This window comes from Nocardiopsis sp. NPDC058789, from assembly GCF_042745575.1.
In the GTDB taxonomy this organism is placed as follows: domain Bacteria; phylum Actinomycetota; class Actinomycetes; order Streptosporangiales; family Streptosporangiaceae; genus Nocardiopsis; species Nocardiopsis eucommiae.
Genome location: NZ_JBHYOW010000011.1, coordinates 58,602 through 81,307, shown reverse-complemented (window position 1 = coordinate 81,307; position 22,706 = coordinate 58,602). Strand labels below are relative to the sequence as shown.

The window sequence follows — 22,706 nt, the reverse complement described above, 5'->3', positions numbered from 1 at the left end:
GCGAGGTTCCGCATGGTCGGCGCGCACGCGTTCCGCCAACCCGGTCCCGCGCGAAGGGGGCACTTCGGGGGACGCGCCGAGTCCTCGCGCCCGCCCGCCGAGGCGAAACGTCCCGCCCGCGCCGCTCCCGTTACCCTGTGGCCCATGACACCAGGCAACGGCGCCCCCACCCTCACCATCCCGGCGGCCTTCAACGGCCCCGACGGCTCCGGCAACGGCGGCTACAGCGCGGGACTGCTGGCCGCACAGCTGACCGCACCGGGTGGCCCGGCTGTCCAGGTCACCCTGCGCAACCCGCCCCCGCTGGACCGCCCCCTGACGGTGGAGGGCTCCTCACAGGAGGGCCTGCGCCTGGTCGACCCCACCGCCGAGGACCGCGCCCGCCTGGTGGCCGAGGCCGTGACCGTCGACCCCCTCGACCCCGGACTGATCCCCGGCGGGCCGGTCACCGTCGCCGAGGCCGAGGAGGCCCGGAAGCGCTACGGCGGGCTGGACGCGCACCCCTTCCCCCGTTGCTACAGCTGCGGCCCCGAGCGCGCGGCGGGCGACGGTCTGCGCCTGTTCGCGGGACGGGTCCGTCCGGGGGAGGGACCCGACGGGGTCGGCAACACCGTCGCCTGCACCTGGGAGGTCCGCCCGGAGGTGGACGGAGGCGACGGCAACGCCGCCCTCGCCCAGGTCTGGGCCGCACTGGACTGCCCCGGCGGCTGGTCCAGCGACGTGTCCGGCCGACCCATCGTCCTGGGCCGGTTCACCGTCCAGGTCCTGGCACTCCCCCCGGTCGGCTCCACCCAGGTCGTCATGGGCCACCTGGAGTCCGTCGACGGCCGCAAGGTCCACACGGCCAGTTCCCTCCACGACGCCGACGGCCGTCCGCTCGCCCTGGCCCGCGCCACCTGGATCGCGATCCGTACCTGAGGGGCGCGTCCGGGCCGCCGTGCCCCGCCCTCCAGTACGGTGAACCCTTGTGGCCCTCGAAAACACACAGCAGACCGCGCCCGACGACGACACCCCCGCGCCGGCGCCCCGGCGGGGACGGAGCGGGCGCGGCCGCGACCCGGAGCGGCGGCGGGCGATCCTCGACGCCGCCGACCGGGTGATCCAGCGCGACGGCCCCGACGCCTCCATGCTCGCCATCGCCACCGAGGCCGGGATCAGCAAGCCCATCCTCTACCGGCACTTCGGTGACAAGGGCGGCCTCTACCGGGCTCTGGCCCAGCGTCACGTGGACCCCCTCATCGAGGCCATCCGCTCCGAGCTGTACCAGCACACCGACTTCGACGTGCGCGCCCGGGCCACGGTCGGCGCCTACCTGTCGATGATCTCGCAGAACCTCAACCTCTACCGGTTCCTGATGGACCGGGCCACGTCGGAGGACGTCCGCACCCGCAGCGACCTCGGACTGATGGTGCGCCGCCTGGGCGAGGAGCTCGCGGACCTGCTGATCACCGAGGGCCGGATGAAGGGACGACTGCGGGCCCAGATCGCCGCGCACGCCGTCGTGGGCATGGTCCAGGCGGCGGGGGAGTGGTGGCTCGAACACCCCGAGGTGAGCGAGCGGGAGATCATCGACGACCTCACCGACGCCGTGGTCGGCGCCATCCGGGGCAGCGCGGAGTCCGGTACGCGCTGAGGTGGAGCTCGTGGGTCGCCCCGGCGGTGTCGTTCGGTGCCCTTCCCGTGCCCTCTGATCTGCCGGGCCGGGCTCCGCGCTGCCCGGTTCGGAAACGCCCGGTCCCACTCTTGATCCTCGCCCCGCCCGCCCCTTCGGTCCCCCTCACGGAACGAACTTCGCGCCGGGACTTGACCTGGAGTGCGCTCCAGGTCGCATGCTTGCGGCATGAAGGACTACTACACCCCCGGTGAGGTCGCTGAGCGCTTCGGCCTCACACTCGACACCCTGCGGTACTACGAGAGGGCGGGCCTGCTCCGGAGAGTGGAGCGCGCCTCCAACGGCCACCGCCGCTACCGCTCCGACGACGTCGATCTCCTGGACCTCGTGCGCTGTCTGCGCGAGACCGACATGCCCATCGCCCGGCTGCGCGACTTCGCCGAACTGGTCCGTGGCGGCGAACACACCATCCCCGACCGCCTCGAGGTCCTCCAGGGCCACCAACGACTCCTCGACGCCCGCGTCGAGGAGCTGCGCCGCCGCCAGACCACGATCCAGCACAAGATCGACTACTACGCGGGGGTGCTCGCCGACGACGTCCCGGAAGCGGCCTCCGTGGCCGGGGGGAGCGCCTGATGCGACACACCACGATCAACGGCCGCACCGTCAGCGCCCTGTGCCTGGGGGCGATGCAGTTCGGCAGCACCACGGACGCCGCCACCTCCGCCGCCATCCTCGACCGCTTCGTCGAGGCCGGGGGAGCCTTCGTCGACACCGCCGACTGCTACCAGTTCTGGATCGAGGGAGGCCGGGGAGACGAGAGCGAGACCTTCCTCGGCCGTTGGCGGCGCGAGCGCGGCGTGACCGACGAGATCGTGATCGCCACCAAGATCGGCGCCCAACCGACCATGCCTGGAGCCGGCCTGGAGGCGGCGGAGGGTCTCTCCGCGGAAGCCGTGGCGACGGCCGCCGAGCGCAGCCGCCAACGCCTGGGGGTCGACACCCTCGATCTTCTGTACGCCCACAGGGAGGACCCCGACACCCCGCTCGAGGAGACCATGGAGGCCCTCGCCCGGCTCGTCTCCGAGGGAACGGTCCGGGAACTCGGGCTCAGCAACCACCGGACGTGGCGGCTGGAGAGGTCCCGCGCCGTGACACAGGCTCACGGGTGGCCGCGTCCCCGGGTGCTCCAGTACCGCTACAGCTACCTCCAGCCCCGTGGCGACGTCCCGCTCGCATCCGCAGGACACATGCACGCCACCCCCGAGCTGTTCGACTACGTCCGTGCCGAGGCCGCCCAGGGGCGCGAGCATGTCGTGGTGGCGTACACCTCCCTGCTGAGCGGCGCCTACACCCGCCCCGACCGCCCCCTGGAGTACGCCTACGACCACCCCGGAACCGCCGCGCGTCTGGCCGCCCTGGACGAGGTGGCCAAGGAGACCGGAGCCACCCGCAACCAGGTGGTGCTCTCCTGGCTCGCGGGCCACGAGCCGAGCGTTGTCCCGTTGGTCGGTGTCAGCAGTATCGCCCAGCTGGACGAGGCGCTGGAGTCCCTGGACCTGACCCTTACGCCCGCGCAGCAGGCCCGGCTCACGGCGGCCCGCTGACCAGAACCGACAAAGTGCGCAAGTGTGCCTATAACTCCGCTTTCGCGGTTTCCTGACGCTTCCGGCGGATACCTTCCCTAGGTAGGCGTGCGGCGGATCCGCGCGCACCGCAGATCCGTGAACCAGGGGGAGGGGCCCAGTTGCCCGAGAGCACGACGGCGTCGGAAGCGGACTCCGGTGCCTACCACCAGATCCACTTCGCCTGGGCCGAACCCACCCTCCTCGGTCGCGTCGGGCCGGGACCGTCGGCCACCTCCCTCCCGGAGCAGGACCAGCCGGTCCTGCGCTCCTGGCGCGACCGCCTCATCCCCGCCCTCACCGCCGACTACCGGTCGGCGCTTCCCGGCACCGACCCGGCCGCCTATCCCGAGACCCTCTGGGCCCACCACTACCCCGATGGCCAGAGCGCCCTGGTCTACCGGTGGCCCGGTGACGTCCGCGACGCCCACGCCTGGGCGATCGTCGGGCCCACCCGTGGCCTGGACCTCCCCCGGGTCCTCGCCTTACACGAGAACCCCAACACCCGGCCCGCCGCGAGCAGGCCGCCCAAGCCGGGCTGGGCCGCGATGCGAACCCTGCCCGCCCCCGCGCCCTGGGAACGCACCGCCGCCCCCGGCGCCCTGCGCACCCGCGACCGGCGCGCCGCCGAGACCCGGATCGAGGGCGAGCCCGTCCTCGTCGGTGCCGTGGCCCACGCGCTCGCGCACCCCGACCGCCCCCTCCGCCTGACCCTCGACCCCGACCACGCCGACCTGTGGCAGGCCACCCAGCTGCGCTTCCTGTGGGGCATGCACCGCGTCCTGCACGAGGTCCTCACTCCGCGCGCCGCCGTGCCCGCCGCCGGATGGAGCTGGTCCTTCTCCACCTACGAGCCGGTCACGGACCCGGAAGAGGGTCCCCACCTGGCCTTCGTGCCACCCTCCTCCGCCGCCGGATCGCCCTTCCTCTCCCCGGTCCCGGGGGAGCACCTCAGGATCGCGGAGGGTCTGGTCACCGTCCTGAGGGAGGAGGGCGGCGACGCCCTGGCCGACCACCTCAGGGAACGGGGCGTGCCGGAGGCCACCACCTTCGGTGAACGCCGCGACCTCCTCCGCGACTGGCTGGATCCCGCCCCCGTCCCGCTGGTGGAGGAGCCGGTGGCCGTTCAGGAGGCCACTGCGGAGCTGCCGGGGGAGAGCGCCCCGACGGAGCGGGGCACGCCCTCGTTCTTCGCCCCCTCGCCGCCGACGGGGATCGACCCCACCCCCGCCTCGCGGGCGGACACACCGGCCCCTGATCCGTTGACGGACGAGGCGGTACCCGAACCCGAGGACGACCTCGAAGAGGCCCCCGACCCCTTCGCGGACGACGACACCGACACCGCCGAGCAGGAGACCTGGGCCGGTGGCGGGCGGAGCCACACCTTCCTCGGGGTGGCACGGCGCCGACCCGGGCCCGAACCGGAGCACGACCCCCTCTCGATCTTCGGTCGGCCCCCACGCCCGGCAGCACCCGAGGACCCGAGCACCGAACCCGACCCACCCGTGTCCCGGGACGAGGCCGCACGGTCCACGGCCGCTGACGAGGAGCCCCGCGAGACCTGGACCATCGCCGCCTCCACCGACCGTCCCGAGCCCAGGGCCCCCGAGGACGCACCACCCCTCGCCGTCCGCCCCCTCCCCGAACAGGAACCTGTCGACTACGCGGCCGAGACCGAGCCCGAGACCGACGAGAACCTCGACGATCCCGACGACAACTGGCCCACCCAGTACGCCGACCTCCCCCTCGCACGCCTGGAGCGGTGGCACTCCAAACGCGGCCCCGAGGGCGCCCACGTCGACGTCGTCGACGCGCGCGCCGCCGTCCGCGCCGAACGCGCCGAACTCCAACGGGTCCGTGACGAGCGCGACCGCTACCACACCGAGGTCCAGGACCTCCGCAGGGAGATCGCCCGCCTGGACCAGTCCTGGATCGACGCGGAACCCTTCCCCGAGACCCCCGAGCGCAAGCGGCGCTGGCCCCTGGTCCTGCTCGTCACCGCCCTCGCTGTGACCGCCCTCGTCATCGGTCTGGAGGTCGGCTCCGGCACCCGGTTGGGCGTCCTGGACCTCCTCGGCCGCCTCACCCCGTGGGGTTGACGTCCCGTGTGACGGGCAGCACCCACCGGACACGCCCTAACCTGGAAGGATGACCGACACTTCCCCGGCCCCCGCAGCGGTCCCGCAGCCGCTGTGGGACGCGATCCGCGACCTGGACCTGCCCAAGCGACACCTCAGGGACCTCACCGCCCACCCCGAGGAGGCCGGTGAGATCCTCCTCGACGCGGTGGACGTCCTGCGCGGACGGGACGAAGGCGCGGCGCACGCACTCGCCCGGGCGCTGCGCGAACACGCGCCGAAAGCCGGACACCGCCAGTTCGCGACCCACCAGATCGCCGGGATGCTGCGCGCCGAGGGGCGCGCCGACGAGGCCGACGCCCTGCTCGACGAACTCATGGACTCCGGCCCGGATCGCGGCGTGGCCGTCCTCCTGGCCGAGGACCTCGCGTCGCGGGGCGACTACGCGAAGGCCCTGCACTGCTACAACGTCGTCTGCCGGGGCATGCTCGCCCAGCCGCCGGAGACCGTGGCCGAGCTCAACCGGCTCGGCCTCATGCCGCTGCTCGGCCGCGCCCGCATGCGCGAGGCGCTCGGCATGGCCCCGGACGCCCACGACCTGGCCACCCGCTCCACCGACGCCTACCTGCCGCCGCTGGACGCCCGCGCCGACCTCGGCGGCGCCCCGAACCCGCCCCTCGACACCGCACCGCGCCCCGGACGCAACGACCCCTGCTCCTGCGGCTCGGGCCGCAAGTACAAGAAGTGCTGCGGTTCGCCCCTGGCCCGCTGAATCGTTGCGAACCGGACACCCCTTCCGGGAGTCACATCCCGCGTCGGTGCGCGCTCGGTGCACCGGGAGAAGAGGTGGCGGTTCGTGTTCGGAATCCTGCGGCCCTGTCGGCACACGCTGTCCGAGGACCTGGCTCGGGAGTGGATGTCCCACATGTGCGGGCTGTGCCTCGCCCTGAGGGACGACCACGGCCAGGCCTCCAGGGTCGCCACCAACTACGACGGCCTGGTCGTGTCGGTCCTCACCGCCGCCCAGTCCCCTGACCAGGCCGGGACCCGCACGGCGGGCCGCTGCCTGCTGCGCGGCATGCGCGGGGCCGAGGTGGCGGACGGCTCCGGCGCCCACCTCGCCGCGGCGGTCTCCCTGATGCTCGCGTCAGCCAAGATCAGCGACCACATCGAGGACGGTGACGGAGCCTACGCCCGCCCCGGCGTGCGTGCCGTGGCGGGTCGCGTGGCCACCCGATGGCGGAACGGAGCCCAGCGGACCGGAGGCGGACTCGGGTTCGAGGGCACTGCCCTGGCCGCCGTGGTCGACCGCCAGCGCGAGGCCGAACTCTCCGCCACGGAGGGCACCGACGTCCTCACCGTCACCCGACCGACCGAGGAGGCCACCGGCGAGGCCTTCGCGCACACCGCCGCCCTGGCGGGGATCCCGGGGAACGCCGCCCCGCTCCGGGAGGCGGGACGCCTCTTCGGCCGGGTGGCGCACCTGCTGGACGCGGTCGAGGACCGCGAGGAGGACCTGGCCAACGGCTCGTGGAACCCGCTCACCGCCACCGGCACCCCGGTCAGCCGGGCACGGGAACTCTGCGACGACGCCGTCCTCGGGGTGGACCTGGCCCTCCGGGAAGCCGAGTTCACCGACGACCGCCTGGTCCGCGTCCTCCTCGTCCAGGAGCTCAAGCGGGCCGTCGCCCGTACCTTCGCCCACGGCGGCCACCCGGGTCAGGGTCCGTACCCGGGCCACGGCGGCCACCCGGGTCACAGCGGGTACCCCGGCCACAATCCGCACCCTGGCCATGGCGGCCACGCGGGCCACGGCGGACACAGCGGCCATCCCGGTCTCGGCGACCACGTCGACTACCCCGGCGATGGCGGCAACGGCGATCACCACGGCCACGGCGGCCACTCCGGTCACGGCGGAGAGGGCGCGAAGCGCTCCGGCAAGGGCGGCTGCTGCGGCGCCTGCTCCTGCGACACCCCCGGGTTCCGGGAACCGCAGCGCGGCCGGGGCCTCCTCGCGGGCTGCGCCGCGGCGCTGTTCATGTGCTGCACGTGCCAGTTCTGCTGCCGCGACCCCCACCCCGGCCCGTGGTCGGGCGAGCCCCGGGACTCCTGGTGCGAGGCCTGCGCCTGCGTGTCCGACACCTGCGGCACCTGCTGCCAGGCGTGCAACTGCTGTAGCAACTGCTCCTGCTGTGAGGGGTGCGACTGCAACTGCGGCTGACGCGGTACCGGGACGGCTTCACGGAACCCGTCCCGGTGTCCGTCAGTGGTCGCAGCTCCGGCACCGCCGGGTGGCCGCGCGCCTGGTGTTGCCCGCGGTGGCGCGGAGCGGCGAACTCTCACTGATCCGCTGCCACAGCTCCGGGTCCGGGTAGTTGATCCAGCCCCACAACGGGGCCCTGACGTCCGAGCCGGACTGGTGGGAGCAGCCCAGCCGGTGGGCCACGCCCCGAAGGGAGATGATGATGGCGTCGCCGGTCGGGTACGGCTTCACGGTCGAGAACGGCGTCCCGGTCCCACAGCTCCCGATGTAGTCCCGTGGCAGCGCACAGGCGCAGCCCTCCCCGATGGGGAGCTCACAGAAATCGCAGCGCTTCATTCTCTTACAGTGCACCCACGTGGTGACGATCCGGCAACTTTCGGTACCCAACCCGCCACCAATCCAAGAACCTGCCTCAAGCCGGTGCTCGCGCCGTCAGCGTGGCTATCCCCGATCGTTCGATGGGGAGTGCCGAAATCGACGCCCTGAACTTCGGGTCCGTGAGCGTCCCACACGGCCCAACCGAGCACGCAGGTCGCGGCGAGCTCGGTGGAGGTGTTGGAAGAGTAGGAGGTGAATCGTTCGTTGGGCATGTCGAACTTGCCCCTGTTCGCCCAGTACGACTTTCTGAGGAAGTCAGCGGCGGTGAACTCGGGGGAAAGAACTTGTCTGGCGAGTCGAGCTCTTCACCTCGCGTCCGCAGCTTCGGTGGAGAGGACCGCAGCTTTAGGTGTCGCAGCTCCAACTTCGAGTAGCAGGAAGGAAAAGGCTCACTGCTCCCGATACACGGACTCGAGTTCTGGCGCCCCGGATCGGGCCCCTAGTCGTCATCGCCGACGTCGAGCGGGTGCTGCCGTCGCGCGGTTTCGCTGTTCCGGCAGTGTCTCGGATAGGTTGACGCACCTCAGATGATGCTGCTGTTTCTCCGGCCCCGTAGGGTTCCCAGGACTAGTGGCGTCTGCTGTAGTGGGGTACCCCCTATGACCAACGAGCTCTTGGGCGTGGAGAACCGGGTCCACGGTGACGTGTACGGCACCGTGCTCCAGGGACAGAACCTCACGTATCACGCGGCAGCTCCGCGCCCCGAGGCGTTACGAGGGCTACCCCCGCTATCGTCGGTGTTCACGGGACGTAGCATGGACATGGCCGCAGTGATGGAGGCCCTGAGCCCGGATCGTGGAAAGCGCCGGATCGTGCTGGTGTCGGGAATGCCCGGCGTGGGCAAGAGCGAAATGGCTCGCCAGGTGGCCGCTCAGGCCCTGGATGAGTACGGCTGGTTTGCCGGGGTTCTCCACCACGACATGTTCGGCTACCACCCCCAGCGGCGTGTAGACCCCGGAGATGTTCTCTTTGACTGGCTGGGTGCTCTGGGGATCGATGCGGAGAACATCCCGCCCAGCACGCAAGGCAAGACGGCCCTGTATCGCTCGGAGCTCCAACGGCGGGCAGACCGGGGCGGAGCAGTTCTGGTGATCGTGGACAACGCCTCATCGGTCGAACAGGTGAGCCCCCTGGTACCCGGCGACGGTAACTCAGCCCTCCTGGTGACCTCCCGTCATCGATTGGACATCGGGGCGCGGGTGCACCACTTGGCCGAGCTGGACACCGCATGCGCGGTAGAGGTGTTGCGCCGTGGTCTCGTGCATACCAGGGGAATGGTTGACGAGCGGACGGACACCGAACCCCGGGAAGCTGAGCGGATCGCTCGCCTGTGTGGCCATCTGCCGCTGGCGCTACGTGTCGTCGCGGCGATCCTCGCCGACGAACCGTTGCGGAGGCTCTCCAACATGGCCGACGACCTCCAGGGGAGCAGACTGGACGGCCTCGAAAGGGAGGAGAACGCAGTCCGTTTGGCGTTCGACCTGTCCTATCGCCGCTTGGACGAACAACAGGCTCGTCTGTTCCGAACTCTGGCCCTCGCCCCGGGGCCGGACGCGCCGACACGGAGCGCGGCGGTGTTAGTCAACATGATGGAGCCGCAGACCCGCAGGATCCTGGCGACTCTAGCTCGAGCGAGCTTATTGGATGCCTCCGGCGATGAACGTTGGCGGATGCACGATCTCACCCGGGAGTTTGCATCGGAGAAGGCGGAGGAGCCCCGGAATCACCCCGGAGACCGGAGAGACCTTGTTCGATTGATCGCCTACCTGAGGAACAGGGCCGAGGACGCCGCGACCGGTCTTCTGGTGGGGGACTCTGTGCCCTACACGTCACGGTTCCCGGACATGGGTCAGGCCCTGCGATGGTTGGAGAGTGAGCAGCACGTCCTGACCGCAGCGGTTCTCCGGGCGAAAGAAATCGGGGAGCTGGTCCACGCCGCCAACCTGCCGAGGATCCTGACCGGCTTTCTCCGCAGTCGGCTGAGGTATGCGCAACTCGACGACATCGCCCGGATCGGTTACCAGGCAGCCGAGGAGGGCGGGGACCAGCAAGAGATGGCCAGACTCGCGCTGCTATTGGCAATCAACGCCTGGCACACCGGGGATCTAGAACGCGCCATGCGTATGAGCGATTTTACCCACGACCATGCCATTCTGGCCGGGGACACGGAGTTGGTCGCGAGCGCCGCTGACACTCGAGCGGTGCTGTTGCGCCGACTCGGGAGAGCCGAGGAGGCTCTGGTCTGCCATGACGAAGCCGCTCGAATATTCGAAAGAGCAGGCGCCGAAGTCAATCTAGCCAGGTCCTATGTCAACGCCGCCAACGCCCTGCATGAGCTTGGGCGTTCGGAAGAGTCGTTGTTTCGTCTGCATTCCGCCGTCGACATCTATGTCAAGTGCAGGGAGGTGCGCTCGCTCGCTCGCGCCTGCCTGAACCTCGGCGGGGTCTACCTGAGCATGGGAAACGCTGCTGAGGCCTTCGCCTATCTCAGCATGGCCCGCGACAACTCTGCGGACGGAGGGGACCCCATGACTCTCGGAAGCGCCTACCTGGGCCTAGGGTCGCTCTTCTACCAGCCGGGCCACTTCCACGAAAGCGAGGCCGCCTGGGGTGAGGCGCTCGCGATCTTCGAAAACCTGGGCGATGTCAGAAACGCCCGTCAGGTCATGTCGTACTTGGCTCAGCTCTACCAGCAGACCGGCAGGCACGATGCGGCGGCCGAGATCAAACGGCGGGCCGATGCCCTCCTGTGGGCGGCCCGCTGGCCTCGGAGGAGCGTCGCGCGCACCTGCTAGCGGTGGGTGAGGAGGATATCCGGGTCAACAGACCCGGGTGAGCTCGCGGGTCTCGGTGCAAAGCAGGTAGTCCTCGGGGGCCGGGCCATGGCCTCGCGCTTGGGGAAGTCCCTCTCTTACCGTCGCGCTCGGCGAAGGCTCGGGGCCGTCGTAGGAGACCTCCTAGATGAAGTGGTGGCGTTCCTGGTCGATATCCAGGCGCCGCCGAGGGAGAAGCCGAACTCCAGACGCAGAGGCACGACCTCCTCCGGTCTCCCCTGAGGGAAGATTCAGCCCCTGGGAGCTGGACCCATCCCTGCTTGAGAAGCGGGGCCACGGTATCGGAGTGGAGTCAGCAGCGCGTCACTGAGATGCTTGGTAGGTTCACGTACCTACCCGAGAGGGCTGCCTCACTTTTTCCTGTCGGGCGCGCCACAGCGCGGATGCCGCCCTGACCCAAAGAGCGCGCTTCAGCGCCCGGACCGACATGGAAGCTTTGATCGGCTGCTCCCTGATCCTTCCGATCGCTTGAGCGGCGGCTTCGATAGTGGTAAGTATTCGCTTCGAGTCGACGCTTTGGGTGTTCCTTTGGTTTACCGGAGATCCTGCAAAATCTTGGTTCCGAGAATCGCTGAAGTGGTCGTGTGTCGATGAGGGGTGGGGTACGATTCTTGCCGATGGCTCCGCGGTCGTTTCTTCTCGTGTCCCGATCTCGTGGCTGTGCTTCTTGTCGCGCTTGTCTTCGGGTTTTATAAAGGGTGCGTATGCGAATCAAGTCAGTTCGTGTGGAAAACTTCCGGAGGCTGCGTTCGGTCAAGGTGAACCTTGATCCCGATTCGACGGTTTTCGTCGGAGCGAACAACAGTGGGAAAACATCGATGACCCATGTTTTCCGCTTCTTTTTCGAGCGTCGGAAGAATGACTTCACGTTCTACGACTTCAACTCCGGATGCTGGGAACAGTTCCAGGGGGTGAGAGAGCTCAGCCAGGAGGAAGCTGAGTTGCTACCGAAGATTCGCCTTGACCTTCTGCTGGAGGTCGACAGGCAGGACTGGTATCGAGTTGTCGAGTTGATGTCCTTTCACGACCTGTCCGAGGACATCGGTCGAGTGGCGCTCCGGCTGGAGTTCGCGCCGAGAGAAGATCTCGCTGAACGGTTTATGGTTGCTCGGAAGAACGCCCGGAAGGCCAGGGAAAAGCAGCCTGATAACGAGAAGGCAATCTTCGCTCCCTGGCCGGAGGATCTGCGTGACTATCTGGATCGGGAGTTGAACTCCGCTTACGAGTTCCGCTACCACGTGCTTGATCCCGACTCGTTCGAGCGGGAGGGCTCGGCCTGTGAGGGGGACGACGCCACTGGAAGGCTGGCTGATTCTTCGGCGTCCGCCAGGGAATTTGTTGACAGCCTGATCCATGTGGACATGGTCGATGCCCAGCGATTCCTCTCTGATGACGAGACGTCCAAAGGTCGGGATCTGTCCCGGCATGTTCGCCGGTTCCTCGACTACTCTGCTTCGGACGATATCGATCACGCCGCACACCAGGCCCTGAAGGCTTCGGAGCAGCAGGCGGAGTCCTATCTCGTTGGAAAGTTCGCCACAACCTTCGCCCGGCTGAACAAAGTCGCCGGACCGGGGATCCGCAATCCGAGGTTGAGCGTACGGAGTCGGCAGAGCGGTGATGCCCTGCTCGCTGAGAGCGCTTGGGTGTACTACCAGTTCGCTCCGGGGGAGGAGGACGCTCGGCGGCAGCTTCCCGAGCGCTTCAACGGTCTCGGTTACAAGAACTTCCTCTTCATGCTCATCGAGATCCACGAGATGCACCGCCGATGGGCAGCGGGTGTGGGGGTTCGGCCACTCATCCACCTCGTGGTGATCGAGGAGCCCGAGGCCCACATGCATCCTCAACTCCAACAAGCGTTCCTGAAGATCGCGCGGGAGTTCGTCGATGAGGACGAGTCTGAGGTGTTTCACACCCAACTCGTAGTGACCACGCACTCTCCCCACATCATTTACGACACCTCGTTCGATCCGATCAGGTACTTCCGGCGCCTGTCGGAACCGGGCGGTACCCCTGCTTGCGAGGTCAGGGATCTGTCCAAACTCGAGACAGACGACCCCAGGTTCCTGCGCCGTTTCCTCAAGCTCACCAACTGCCATCTCTTCTTCGCTGACGCGGTGATCCTTGTGGAGGGCGACGCTGAGCGGGTCCTGCTGCCGTTGATGATCGATACCGATCCGGGCAAGCTCCCACAGCTGGTGAGCTCGCACATCTCCCTTCTCGAGGTGGGTGGATCCCATGCCCTTCGTTTCAAGCCGTTGGTGCGGTTCCTTGGTCTGCCCGCACTGGTCATCACCGACCTCGACAGTGTCGCGATGCCCGAGGGCGGGATGAGGAGGAAGGCCTGTTCGGTCGACACCCCCGGAGCGGTGACCTCCAACCAGACGCTCATTCAGTGGATTCCGGGGAAAAACGACATCGAGGAGCTGCTGAAGACCCAGCGGGAAGGTAAAGAGGACAAGAATAGGGAGGGTGTGGCCCCTTCCTTGGTGCGTGTTGCCTATCAGACCCGACAAAAGATCAGTTGGGGCGGAAAGTCCCATCAGGCCGCAGGTCGCACTTTCGAGGAAGCCATGATTCTCGAGAACATTGAGTGGATGCGCGAATACGGAAAGAAGATCGGCTTCGAGCCAGATGAGGAGATCTCTCCGAAGCAGCTGGTGCAAGAAGTATTCGATTTCGTGCGCAATCCTCCAGAAGGAAAAACCAACCTTGCGTTGACTCTCTTTGATCTCTTCGAAGAATCGCCTTGGAAAACCCCTCATTACATCCAGGAGGGCCTGAGCTGGCTGAACAACGAGCTTGACCGGGAGGCGGACCTGTGAGCTCTGCGTCTGTGCGCCAGCCGACCGATGCGGACGATCAGATCCGCGAGGTCCTCGAAGCCTTCACCAAGCGCGGGTTCGTCGTGATCGCCGGAGCGGGTTCGGGAAAGACGACATCGTTGGTGGAGGCCCTTCGGAACATCGGTCGAGTTGAAGGAACGGCCCTGCTGGGCCAGCGCCGCCAGGTCGCCTGCATCACGTACACGAATGTTGCGGTGGAGGAGATCAAGGATCGGCTCGCCGCCAACCCGCTTTTTCATGTCTCCACGATCCACAGCTTCCTCTGGAAAGTGGTTCAACCCTTCCAGTACATGATCCGTGAATGGGTGCGCGCGGACATTCGCCGTCTCATCGCGGAGTGTGACGAAACCAGGGGAGCGAGGTACGTTGAGGCGCTGGAAGGCCTGGAAGATCCGGCCCTGCGCTTCGACTACCAATCCGGTCGCAACTACAAGAAAGGGAGCCTCGGGCACAACGATGTCCTGCGTATGGTTCCCGAGCTCATGAAGCAGGAGAAGCGCCTCGCCACGATCGTCGCCCAACGCTTTCCCTACGTTTTGGTCGACGAGAGTCAGGACACGGACCCGCGGGTGGTCGAAGCCCTACAGGTCATCGAGAAACAGGAACGGGGAAATTTCTGCGTCGGCTTCTTCGGTGATCCGATGCAGCGGATCTTCCCGACCGGTGCCGGTCTCATCGAAGCGGACAAGAGTTGGGCGACCATCCGTAAGAAGGAGAACTGGCGCTGCCCCGAGCGGGTTCTCGATGTGATCAACAAGATCAGAAGGATGTCTCCACACGACGGAGACCTGACTCAGGTCCAGGGAAAACTAGAGGGAGCGGAAGAAGCGAAGACAGGTGACGCGGATCTCTTCGTGCTCTCGTCGGAAGGCGACAGTGACTCCTGGTTGGACCGGGTACGGGACCACCTGGCGGTTCGGCAGAACGACCTGTTGTGGAGCCAGGGAGTAGAGGGGAGGAACCTCAAGATCCTAGTGCTGGAGCATCAGTTGGCCGCTCGTCGACTGGGCTTCACAGATGTGGACAAGGCCTTTCGCCAAACTGGACGGGGGTATGCCAGACAGTTGCGGGAGGAGTACACCACAGGGGCACACTGGAGCCTTCGGCCCTTCCTTGACCGGCTTGTCCCGCTCGTGGAGGCGATCGAACAGAAGGACGGGATCACCGCTCTGGGAATGCTGCGTAGGCTCTCCCCGCGGCTCGGTTCCTTCCGTGACGGTCAGGCCACCGCGGAGCTGCTTCCGCAGCTGAAGGACGATGGCGATCACCTGGCCCAGATCCTCGCTAGGGACAGTACTAAGACGGTCGCGGACGTGCTGCGGCACGCTCTCAAGGCCGGACTCATCCGGCTGGACCCCAGGTTGAAGGCACAGCTCCTCAAGCATGAGGGCTTCTCGTTCGTGGAGCTGCTGCCGGTGGAGGAAGGCGAGGCCGCGGAAGACAGCGGAGAGCAGACCGAGGAGAGCCGTGAGGACGAGCGGAAGGTCCTTCAGAAGGCCATGGCCGCTTACCTGGCCTGCCCCGCGGCACAGGTGCGGATCTACTACGACTATGTTCGGGGGCGCTTGCCCTACCAGACTCAGCACGGAGTCAAGGGCGCCGAGTTCGAGCGGGTCCTGGTGCTGCTGGAGGACGACCGCAGTAACTGGAACCAGTACTCCTACGAGAAACTCCTCGGCCTCGAGGACCTGAGTGCTTCTGACATCAGCAACATCCGGGCCGAAAAGGACCATACTCCGGAACGCACACGCCGCCTCTTCTACGTCAGTTGCTCTCGGGCCACACGGTCGCTCGCGGTGGTGCTCTTCACCGACGACCCGGACGGCGCGTTGCAGGGGCTCCGGGAAGATGCCGACTGTCCTTTCCCCGCCGACAGGGTGCACGGGGTCGACGATCTGGAGGGGCAGCCCGTTCGTGCCTGACGAAGAGCACATGGTCGATGTACAGGACCTCATCGCCAGCCCGGTGCCCGACGGGGTCCGGGTCGTGGTCCGCTGTCCGGAGGCTGAGGAAGCGCCTCAAAAGTTCGGCACGCTGGACTTTTCCACGGTGTTCCTGGTCGCGGAGAACCCTCCTGATGAATTTGCCAACCCTGATGGTCTTGAGCCCAGGGACCTGGCGTGGGTGCTGGAGAAACCCTCGCGCAAGCTGAAGACCGTCCAGGATCGCTGGGGTTCCCGATCCAACGACGTGCTCAATGAGCTGATCCGCTGTGGCGCGGTCTTGGTGAAGGCCCACGTCAATAGGCGGGACCTGCGGATCCAAAGGTATCTCCAGATCATCCGGACCCCGCTGTGGTCGGAGCGGGCCGATGAACGAAGACGGGAACTCCTCGGCCGGGTCAACCCGGAGCAGGCTCGCACAGGACTCCTCGACTTGATGCGGGGCATCAGCGAACTCGAGACGGAGCACGACCTGTTGCTGAATTCCGAAGCCGGGGCAGCCCCCGGGGGCTCCGCGACGAGGGCGGGGCATTGGGACACCTACGATTTCGCGGTTCGGGTCGCGTGCCGGTGGTACAGGCATCGCGGCGAACGTCATCCCACCCAGCGTGAGGTGTCCTCCCGTTCGCACGCGCACACCGCCGGCACGAAAGCACGCTGGACTGATGCTCGCGTCCACGCGGTGGAGAACCTGCTCGGAAAGTACATCTCCGACTTGTTCGACTTCCCCGACCACGAGATCCGGGTGAAGGGCCCCCTGCGCTGGTACAAGGACGGCGCTCTGGCGGTGGACGCCGTCACAGCCGAACCCTGGGCCGGACTGCCCTCCAACGGAGTGCGCCGGAGCGGTTCTCTGGAACAGGTGGAGGGGATCAGTGGTGTTCTCGTCCTGGAGAACCAGGACACCTTCTACCGCTCCTGCCAGATCCCGGCGATCACTGAGGGCTGGCTCTGTGTCTGGGGAGCCGGGTACGCGAGCGACGGACTCGTGGGGTTCCTCAAGATGCTGGCGCCCTTGCCGATCGCGGTGTGGGGAGACCTCGACGCACACGGCATCGCGATCATCACCAACTTGCGCGACCGGGTGAAGCGGGATGTGTACCCGGTCGCGATGACCGGGGAGTCCTGGCTCCGAGGGCCGCACCGCCCGCAGCCCCCGGAGCGGCGGGAGCAGGACGCGAAGAAGGCGGCAGGACTTCTTGACCAGGCCCCGGACGCCCTGCGGCCGGTGGCCTCGCTCATCGCCGACCACCCGGAACTGGCCGGGTTGGGCGTGGAACAGGAGGCCCAGCACACAGAGGTGTTGCCGGGCCTGGCTGACATGCTCGTTGGGGTGCTCGATTCAGTCCACAGCCCGTCCGGAGCGTAGCCAGAAGGCCAGATGTTCGACGTGACGTCCGTCTTCGTCGGACCCCCACGACCGGGTGGGGCGGTTGTAGACCTCGCTGTTGGACACGTGGTTGAACCACAGGACCTGGCCGCAGTGCCGCACAGCGTCGTGGATGACACTGTCCTGACAGGTGCCGAGGATGGTCACCTGCTGTTTGACCGCGACCTTCTGCAACTCCCGCAACACGTCTCGCCGGTTCTCGTCGCCCAGACTGTTGCCGAGTTCGTCCAGGACCAGAACCCGGCCGGGTACGTCACTGTCGGCCAAGAGCGAGGCCAACACCAGCTGGATCGCGAACACCTTGACCTGTGCTCCGTTCGCGATCTTCTGGTAGGAGACGTACGCCCCCTGCGGAGATCGCTGCCACCGGGGGACGACGTTCACCTTCCACCGGGAGCCGGTCACGGAGGGGTCCAGTACCTCGTAGTCGAGGCGGGCGCCGTAACCGCCGTCCCGTTCCCGGTCCAGCTCGTCGAACTGGTGACTGATCCTGGCCAGGATCAGTTTGATGGACCTGGCCACGGTGGCACGGATGATCTCCAACGACTCGATCTGCCGGTCCACCTCCCGCCGAGCCGTGGTGAGGTTGCGTTCGCGCTCCTCCTGTTCGGTCGCGATGAGAGTCTTGTTGGTCGAGTCCTGTATGTCGCACTCCTCCAACAGCTCGTCGAGCGGTTGAAGAGCGGTGCTGAGCGCTTCCCTGGCCTGGCCCGGTGCGGGAACGCTTCGCCCTGCGGAGTCGATGAGCTTGACCAGAGTGTGGGGAAAGGTGTCCCGGTCCTGGCGGATCACCGTCAGCGCCTCCAGGAAGGAGGAGGAGGCGTGGTTCCACCAGTCCTGCGCCGTGCGCCTACGCTCGGTACGGTCCTTGACCCGGGCGATGTGCTTCTTCGCGGAATCCGAGTCACCACCCCAGGCGAGGAGCCACTTCGCGTGCTGGACTCTCTCGACCTTCTCGTTGGCGCTCTGAAGATCACGGCGGAGCCGGCCGAACTCGTCCTCCGCGGCCCGTAGCTCCCGCTGAGCCGATGCGACGAGGAGCTCGTGGTTGCCCAGCGCGATCCGGGCTTCCGTGTACTGACGATCCGTTGCCGTCCAGAGCGTCTGGAGGTGGTCCGCCTCCGTGACAGCCTCAGCATGCTCGGCCTCGGCAACCCGCAGCTCTTCCCGGCAGGCCTCCAGCCGCTCGGCCGCTGTCGCGATGTCCAGGAGTTCCTGCTGGCGTTGGAGGGCACGCCGGGCGTTCTCCAACGTCCGCCCCGTTTCCTTTTCGGCCCGTACCGCGGCCCGCAGCTCCGACTCGGCCACGGAGATCCGGGCCTGGCGACCCGTCAGCGGCTCGGGGAACCCGGACAACATCCATTCGTCCAGGTCGGCGTCGTGCGAGCGGTCCGGTCCGCTGGCGAACACGTACCGGGAACGGACCGCTTCCAGGAACGCGCCGAAGGCCGGGGGAGCGGTTACCCCGTCCAGTAGCGTGGTGGCCGCACCATCCGGGGAGCCGTCCACACGTATGATCGACACACCTGGAAAGTCCTGGAGCGAACGCAGCGCGAACTCCGCGTCCTCTGCCGCCACCGCGACGGAGTTCCGGAAGCGCCACAGGTGGGCCTCCCACTCCGGGCGTGCGCTTTGGTCGAGCACGACGGAGTCCAGCAGACCCCTGGCTCGGACCCCCAGTTTGTGCAGCCTTCGCACGGCCTCACCAGCGGTGCCGTCCTCACCGGCACCGACCCGCTCCAGGTGATGCTCAGCTTCCTCGCGCCGGGCTACGGAACGCCCGTGAAGGATTACGGTGCAGTCGAGTCGCTCCCGCATCCGTTCGAACTCCGCCTGGCGCTGGTCCACGTCGACCCCATCGAAGCGATCGGTCAGGCGGAGTAGGCCTTTGCGTTCTTCGGTCAGTTGTTTCACGTCGCTGTGGAGCTCCCCGACGATCTCCGTCTGTCGCGTCCTCGCACGGTCGAGGCGTTCGCGCTCTTCCTTTGCAGCCCGGGCTGCCTTCTGCGAGCCGGTGTCCCCGCGCAGGCGATTCAGGTGTGCCTTGGCCTCGAGGTTGCGTTCCTTGGCCTGGGCCGTGTCCTCTTCGACCTGTTCGCGTTCGGCTGCCGCCGCCGTGAGCTCCTCCTCCCTCTCCCCGAGGCCGACGGCCAGATGGAGCTCCCATGATCGGTTCGCGGTCGTCAGCGCCCGCCGGGCGAGGTCGCGGCGGTCGATGGCTGCCAGCTGTGCGGCCTCGGCGATGCGCCGGTTCTGGTCGTTGACCTCTTCAATTTGCAGGGCATGGGCCGCCTCGTCGTATTTGACGCGGCCCTTCTGTTCCTTGGCCAACAGGCGGGACTGACCGGTCAGGGCGATGAGCGCGTCACCGATGGCGTCGGGGGCCATCGAGGTCATCTGCTGGGATAGGAGGGACGCCACCATCGGCCGCATCGAGGTGTCCAGGTAGGCCAGACAGCGCGGGGCGTCCCCGTACAGGAACTCGCCCATGCTCTGGGCGCCGTTACTCGACTTGGCGGGCAGCTGTCCCCACAGTGCGTCGGCCTGATCGGAACGCTCCTGGTCGGTATCGGCGACAGCCACGTGCAGGTCCCTGACCCACCGCATCTGGAGGTAGGGCGTCTGGCTGGAGATGCGCAGCCACACCGTCAGGAGGTTCTTGCCCTCCTCATCGGAGAACACCCCCACGATGTAGCCGCGTCGGGCTCCGCCGCCCTCTCCCGAGCCCGCGGACTCCGGGCTGAACAACAGTCCTCTGGCGAACCCGCCATCGCGTTTGAGGCGCCACTGCGGGTCCGCGAGAAGAAGGGAGACCGCGCTGAGGAAGGTGGTCTTGCCGGAACCGTTGGAGTCACCCTTGGGTCCTTCCCCGGAGACGGCGACGAAGGACGACGGGACGATCGGAACCGGGTGGGTGGTGAGGCGGCCGATGTCGAAGGTCTGCACCGCGACCAGCTTCCGGGCCCCGACCAGCCCTGTGCTGCCGGTGTCCTGGAGGTGCTCGGTCGCCTGTTCGGGCAGGAGGCTCATGGTGTGCCCTCTTCTGGTTCTGTGTGGGTGTCGCGGGTGGTGGGGCGGGGACTCGCGTCTTCACTCGGGGCCAACAGGTGGGGGCGGGGGTTCACCGAGGCGAGGTCGCGCCGGTGGTGCTGGCGGAGCTTGTCAGTGAGTCCTTCGTCGGTGGTGGTGACCAGGGTGATCTGCTCGCGTAGACGTTGGGATGCGGCGTCGGTGAGCCGGTTGAGCTGTGGTCCGGGCCCGACCAGACCGCCCCCTTGGCCGCTGAAGCAGACCAGCCCGCGCGCTGCCAGGCGCCGCAGGGACTCACGCACGACCCCCTTCGGAACCATGGACTCCTCGATCAGGTCTCGGCGCACGGGAAGAGCATCCAGCAGGCTTTCCCGACGAACCCTGCCCTCTGCCTGCGGAATCGCCACACAGCGCAGCAGGACCAAAGCGAGCACCGCCCGTTCCTCGGCGGGAAGGGCTCCGGACCGCTCCGCCACCAGTGCGTCCGTGATGTGGTCGGCGTAGCCGGAGGTGTATCCAGGGCCGACCTCGATGAGGACTCGCCCCGCCTCACTGAGACACCTCTTGACGCAATTGCGCAGTTCAGGATCGAGGAGGGCCTGGAAGTGCGCGGCGAGAACCGGGGAACGGGACGACTCCACCGCCGCGATGGCGTCCAGTACCTCGCTCTGCTCTTCCGGGGTGAGATCGTTCAGTTCGGGCCACCGCTCGCCCGAAGTGGTTTCGGTCATCGGAGCTTCCCCCCGGGCTGGTGTTCGGGGAGCCGGGGGAGGAGGTCGAACACTTCACGCAGTTCCGCGGTCTGGCCGCGGGACCAGGTGGCGGTGCGCGGCCCCAGCCGGACTCCGGTGCCCGAGAGCTCGACCCACAGGGAGCGGTCCAGTCGTGCGAGGGCTCTCCGGTAGCTACCGAGGGCCCGGGGACTGTCATCCTCCTTCACCCAGGCGAGGGCCTCCAGCACCTCCCGCTGCTCACACGCAACCCCGGGCCAGGGCTCCGCGTGAAATTCACGCCAGCAGCAACCCAGGCAGGTGGCGAAGACCTCCAGCTCGTTTTGGGGGTGCTGCGGGTGGTGCAGCCCGGTCCCTTCCTCCTGGGAGGGTTCATGGCCCTCCACCCACCCCAGAATGTGCGCGGGCTCGCCCCACCGGACGACGTCCAGGACGGACCGGCCCGCCCGGAGGGCTTCGTCGACGATGACGGCATCAGGCAGGTCGGAGCGGATCGGCGCGGCGCCCAGGGCGCGCATGCGGGCGAGGGCCAAAGGGCCGGGGTCGGTCACGCTCTTGGTCTCGGTCACGGGATGCCGTTCCCCTCGTCCGGGTCGTGCTGCGGGTGGTACCCGGCGGCGTCCGGCCCCCACTTGGGGTTGCGGTGCAGTTTCACTTGGGACAGGTAGGTCATTTTTTCGGCCGGGTGGACGAAGAACCCCTCCGTCATCTCGACCTCGTAGGGGGCGTCCGGCCCGGAGACGCTGATCAGGTCGGTCAGGAGCCGCATGCCTCCCGGCCAGCCGAGGTCCCGCAGGAGGTCGGTGATGTCGACGCTGTCGCGTTCGCCGAGAACCAGTTCGGCCTGTTCCAGCATGTGGCGGCGGCGTTCCTGTTCCTTGCGGGCGATGTCCTGCAGCGGGTTGTCCTGGGGAGCGTTCCGCTCTGGCCGAGGGGGAGGGGCTCCTGGGGGCAGGCCCGTGGGGCTGAGCTCCTCGACCGCTTCGATGAGTGCGGCGGGAGAGCTCCCGAGGTCGGGCGGGTCCACGACCACGTGGGTGAACACGGCCGCCAGCTCTTTCATGCTCCGCTTCTTCGCCGCGTCCCTGTACTGCTCCGGGTGGAAGAGGTCGAATCCCCGGTTGAGAGCTCCGGCGTCGATGAGTCGATCGATGAAGTCCGACGTCGCGGCGGCATAGTCCTGGGCGCTTTCCAGCGCCTCCCGTGCGGGACGCTCCAGGTCCTGGAAGTGCGCGGCCACCAGCTTCTGGAGCTCCCCGACCTGTTTCACGAGCCCCGGGTCGCGGTAGCGCTCCTGCTCGACGATGAGCTCTCTCAGCGGGCGTGACCGCAGCATCGAACGCAGGTGATCGGTGAAGACGATCAACGTCTGCCGGGTGCGCAACAGGGCTTGGTGGACGCCTGCCCTGCTGGCCTGGCCCCGCTCGATCGCGGAGCGTGTGTTGTCCAGAAGAACCAGGACCTCGGTGATCCCGCCTTGGCGGCTGACGCGTTCGAGGAACAGCAGGAAGACCATGCTGAGGGGTTCGAGGATGTACCGGTGCTCGTGGGGTCGGGGAAAGGAGGGGAGCAGCATGTTCGAGGCGAGAAAGGTGTTGAAGCGCTGCTCGAAGTCTCGAACCTCGGCCACTCCGGCGCAGGCGTCCCGAAGCTCGCCCCGGGTGAAGCCCCCGCTCCTCGGTGTTCCGGTGGTGTAGGCGTGGAAGACCGCCATGGCCACGTCCAGCAGCTGCGGGTCCTCGATGACCGAGTCGCTGTGCTTGGCGATCGGTGCGGCGAGCGCCTTCAACTGCGCGGCGAGCAGGCCCTGGGGGCGGTTGCCCACAGGCAGGGGTGGATCTGTTGATGGCATGACTGGCGGACTGCCCTGTCCGTGGGTGGGATCGCCTCCGAGAGGGAGAAGCGAGGGGATGAGAGGCAGTCAACCAGAGGTCACAAGATCATTTCAGGACAATCGAGAGATTCGTCCTGAGACA

At 67.6% G+C, this 22,706-nt stretch carries 16 protein-coding genes and 1 pseudogene; 11 read left to right on the top strand and 6 right to left on the bottom strand.

All coding sequences use genetic code 11. The features are described from left to right. Positions 1 to 144 precede the first annotated feature (144 nt). The 7 genes from ACFW3L_RS17735 (at position 145) to ACFW3L_RS17705 (ending at position 7,536) form a co-directional block, all read left to right on the top strand. Complete coding sequence (locus ACFW3L_RS17735; RefSeq protein ID WP_378741713.1) at positions 145 to 918, top strand: hypothetical protein; 774 nt, start codon at positions 145 to 147, stop codon at positions 916 to 918. 49 nt (positions 919 to 967) lie between these two features. Next, positions 968 to 1,633, top strand: coding sequence for a TetR/AcrR family transcriptional regulator (locus ACFW3L_RS17730; RefSeq protein WP_378741711.1), 666 nt, complete (start codon positions 968 to 970; stop codon positions 1,631 to 1,633). 207 nt (positions 1,634 to 1,840) lie between these two features. After that, a complete protein-coding gene (locus ACFW3L_RS17725) occupies positions 1,841 to 2,248 on the top strand; it encodes a MerR family transcriptional regulator (protein ID WP_378741709.1) in 408 nt (135 codons plus the stop codon). Next, the gene (locus ACFW3L_RS17720) at positions 2,248 to 3,219 is read left to right on the top strand and encodes an aldo/keto reductase (RefSeq protein WP_378741707.1); all 972 of its coding nucleotides are present in this window, start codon (positions 2,248 to 2,250) and stop codon (positions 3,217 to 3,219) included. Before ACFW3L_RS17725 ends, ACFW3L_RS17720 begins: the two co-directional genes overlap by 1 nt. Before the next feature lie 140 nt (positions 3,220 to 3,359). Next, positions 3,360 to 5,336 carry a hypothetical protein gene (locus tag ACFW3L_RS17715; protein WP_378741705.1) on the top strand — a complete coding sequence of 659 codons (1,977 nt, stop codon included), beginning with the start codon at positions 3,360 to 3,362 and terminating at the stop codon, positions 5,334 to 5,336. A gap of 49 nt (positions 5,337 to 5,385) precedes the next feature. After that, complete coding sequence (locus tag ACFW3L_RS17710; protein WP_378741702.1) at positions 5,386 to 6,087, top strand: SEC-C metal-binding domain-containing protein; 702 nt, start codon at positions 5,386 to 5,388, stop codon at positions 6,085 to 6,087. Between the two features lie 84 nt (positions 6,088 to 6,171). Continuing rightward, complete coding sequence (locus tag ACFW3L_RS17705) at positions 6,172 to 7,536, top strand: DUF5685 family protein (protein WP_378741700.1); 1,365 nt, start codon at positions 6,172 to 6,174, stop codon at positions 7,534 to 7,536. 42 nt (positions 7,537 to 7,578) lie between these two features. Here the strand turns inward: ACFW3L_RS17705 and ACFW3L_RS17700 are convergent, their stop codons facing one another. Together ACFW3L_RS17700 and ACFW3L_RS17695 are read right to left on the bottom strand one after the other, a co-directional pair. After that, on the bottom strand, positions 7,579 to 7,914 hold the full coding sequence (locus ACFW3L_RS17700; protein WP_378741698.1) for a hypothetical protein: 336 nt from the start codon (positions 7,912 to 7,914) through the stop codon (positions 7,579 to 7,581). Further along, positions 7,911 to 8,225 (bottom strand): annotated as a pseudogene (locus ACFW3L_RS17695) (DUF7008 domain-containing protein); the annotation flags it as partial. The pseudogene ACFW3L_RS17695 and the gene ACFW3L_RS17700, both read right to left, overlap by 4 nt. 330 nt (positions 8,226 to 8,555) lie before the next feature. Here ACFW3L_RS17695 and ACFW3L_RS17690 point away from each other — a divergent pair. The 4 genes from ACFW3L_RS17690 (at position 8,556) to ACFW3L_RS17675 (ending at position 16,948) form a co-directional block, all read left to right on the top strand. Next, entirely contained in the window at positions 8,556 to 10,751 is a 2,196-nt protein-coding gene (locus ACFW3L_RS17690; RefSeq protein ID WP_378741696.1) for a tetratricopeptide repeat protein, read from the top strand. Positions 10,752 to 11,494: 743 nt separating this feature from the next. Continuing rightward, positions 11,495 to 13,615, top strand: a complete 2,121-nt coding sequence (locus tag ACFW3L_RS17685; RefSeq protein ID WP_378741694.1) for an ATP-dependent endonuclease — start codon at positions 11,495 to 11,497, stop codon at positions 13,613 to 13,615. A gap of 11 nt (positions 13,616 to 13,626) precedes the next feature. Further along, positions 13,627 to 15,558 carry a UvrD-helicase domain-containing protein gene (locus ACFW3L_RS17680; RefSeq protein WP_378741692.1) on the top strand — a complete coding sequence of 644 codons (1,932 nt, stop codon included), beginning with the start codon at positions 13,627 to 13,629 and terminating at the stop codon, positions 15,556 to 15,558. Next, the gene (locus tag ACFW3L_RS17675; protein ID WP_378741690.1) at positions 15,551 to 16,948 is read left to right on the top strand and encodes a Wadjet anti-phage system protein JetD domain-containing protein; all 1,398 of its coding nucleotides are present in this window, start codon (positions 15,551 to 15,553) and stop codon (positions 16,946 to 16,948) included. The genes ACFW3L_RS17680 and ACFW3L_RS17675 overlap by 8 nt, the downstream gene beginning before the upstream one ends. On the opposite strand, the gene ACFW3L_RS17670 is transcribed toward ACFW3L_RS17675, so the two are convergent. From ACFW3L_RS17670 to ACFW3L_RS17655, 4 genes are read right to left on the bottom strand one after another with little or no spacing between them, the layout of a single operon-like run. Next, positions 16,922 to 19,999, bottom strand: coding sequence for a hypothetical protein (locus ACFW3L_RS17670; protein WP_378741687.1), 3,078 nt, complete (start codon positions 19,997 to 19,999; stop codon positions 16,922 to 16,924). The two genes, ACFW3L_RS17675 and ACFW3L_RS17670, sit on opposite strands and share 27 nt — an antisense overlap. After that, positions 19,996 to 20,730 (bottom strand): hypothetical protein, encoded by a 735-nt coding sequence (locus ACFW3L_RS17665; RefSeq protein WP_378741685.1) that lies wholly within the window; start codon positions 20,728 to 20,730, stop codon positions 19,996 to 19,998. Before ACFW3L_RS17665 ends, ACFW3L_RS17670 begins: the two co-directional genes overlap by 4 nt. After that, positions 20,727 to 21,299, bottom strand: a complete 573-nt coding sequence (locus ACFW3L_RS17660; RefSeq protein ID WP_378741683.1) for a hypothetical protein — start codon at positions 21,297 to 21,299, stop codon at positions 20,727 to 20,729. The genes ACFW3L_RS17665 and ACFW3L_RS17660 overlap by 4 nt, the downstream gene beginning before the upstream one ends. Next, positions 21,296 to 22,582 (bottom strand): hypothetical protein, encoded by a 1,287-nt coding sequence (locus ACFW3L_RS17655; protein ID WP_378741681.1) that lies wholly within the window; start codon positions 22,580 to 22,582, stop codon positions 21,296 to 21,298. The genes ACFW3L_RS17660 and ACFW3L_RS17655 overlap by 4 nt, the downstream gene beginning before the upstream one ends. Positions 22,583 to 22,706: the final 124 nt, after the last annotated feature.

Bases quoted from the DNA above. Each gene is read 5' to 3' on its own strand.
- ACFW3L_RS17655 (WP_378741681.1), bottom strand. From the start codon at position 22,582: ATGCCATCAACAGATCCACCCCTGCCTGTGGGCAACCGCCCCCAGGGC.
- ACFW3L_RS17690 (WP_378741696.1), top strand. From the start codon at position 8,556: ATGACCAACGAGCTCTTGGGCGTGGAGAACCGGGTCCACGGTGACGTG.
- ACFW3L_RS17725 (WP_378741709.1), top strand. From the start codon at position 1,841: ATGAAGGACTACTACACCCCCGGTGAGGTCGCTGAGCGCTTCGGCCTC.
- ACFW3L_RS17670 (WP_378741687.1), bottom strand. From the start codon at position 19,999: ATGAGCCTCCTGCCCGAACAGGCGACCGAGCACCTCCAGGACACCGGC.
- ACFW3L_RS17735 (WP_378741713.1), top strand. From the start codon at position 145: ATGACACCAGGCAACGGCGCCCCCACCCTCACCATCCCGGCGGCCTTC.
- ACFW3L_RS17720 (WP_378741707.1), top strand. From the start codon at position 2,248: ATGCGACACACCACGATCAACGGCCGCACCGTCAGCGCCCTGTGCCTG.
- ACFW3L_RS17700 (WP_378741698.1), bottom strand. From the start codon at position 7,914: ATGAAGCGCTGCGATTTCTGTGAGCTCCCCATCGGGGAGGGCTGCGCC.
- ACFW3L_RS17685 (WP_378741694.1), top strand. From the start codon at position 11,495: ATGCGAATCAAGTCAGTTCGTGTGGAAAACTTCCGGAGGCTGCGTTCG.
- ACFW3L_RS17710 (WP_378741702.1), top strand. From the start codon at position 5,386: ATGACCGACACTTCCCCGGCCCCCGCAGCGGTCCCGCAGCCGCTGTGG.
- ACFW3L_RS17665 (WP_378741685.1), bottom strand. From the start codon at position 20,730: ATGACCGAAACCACTTCGGGCGAGCGGTGGCCCGAACTGAACGATCTC.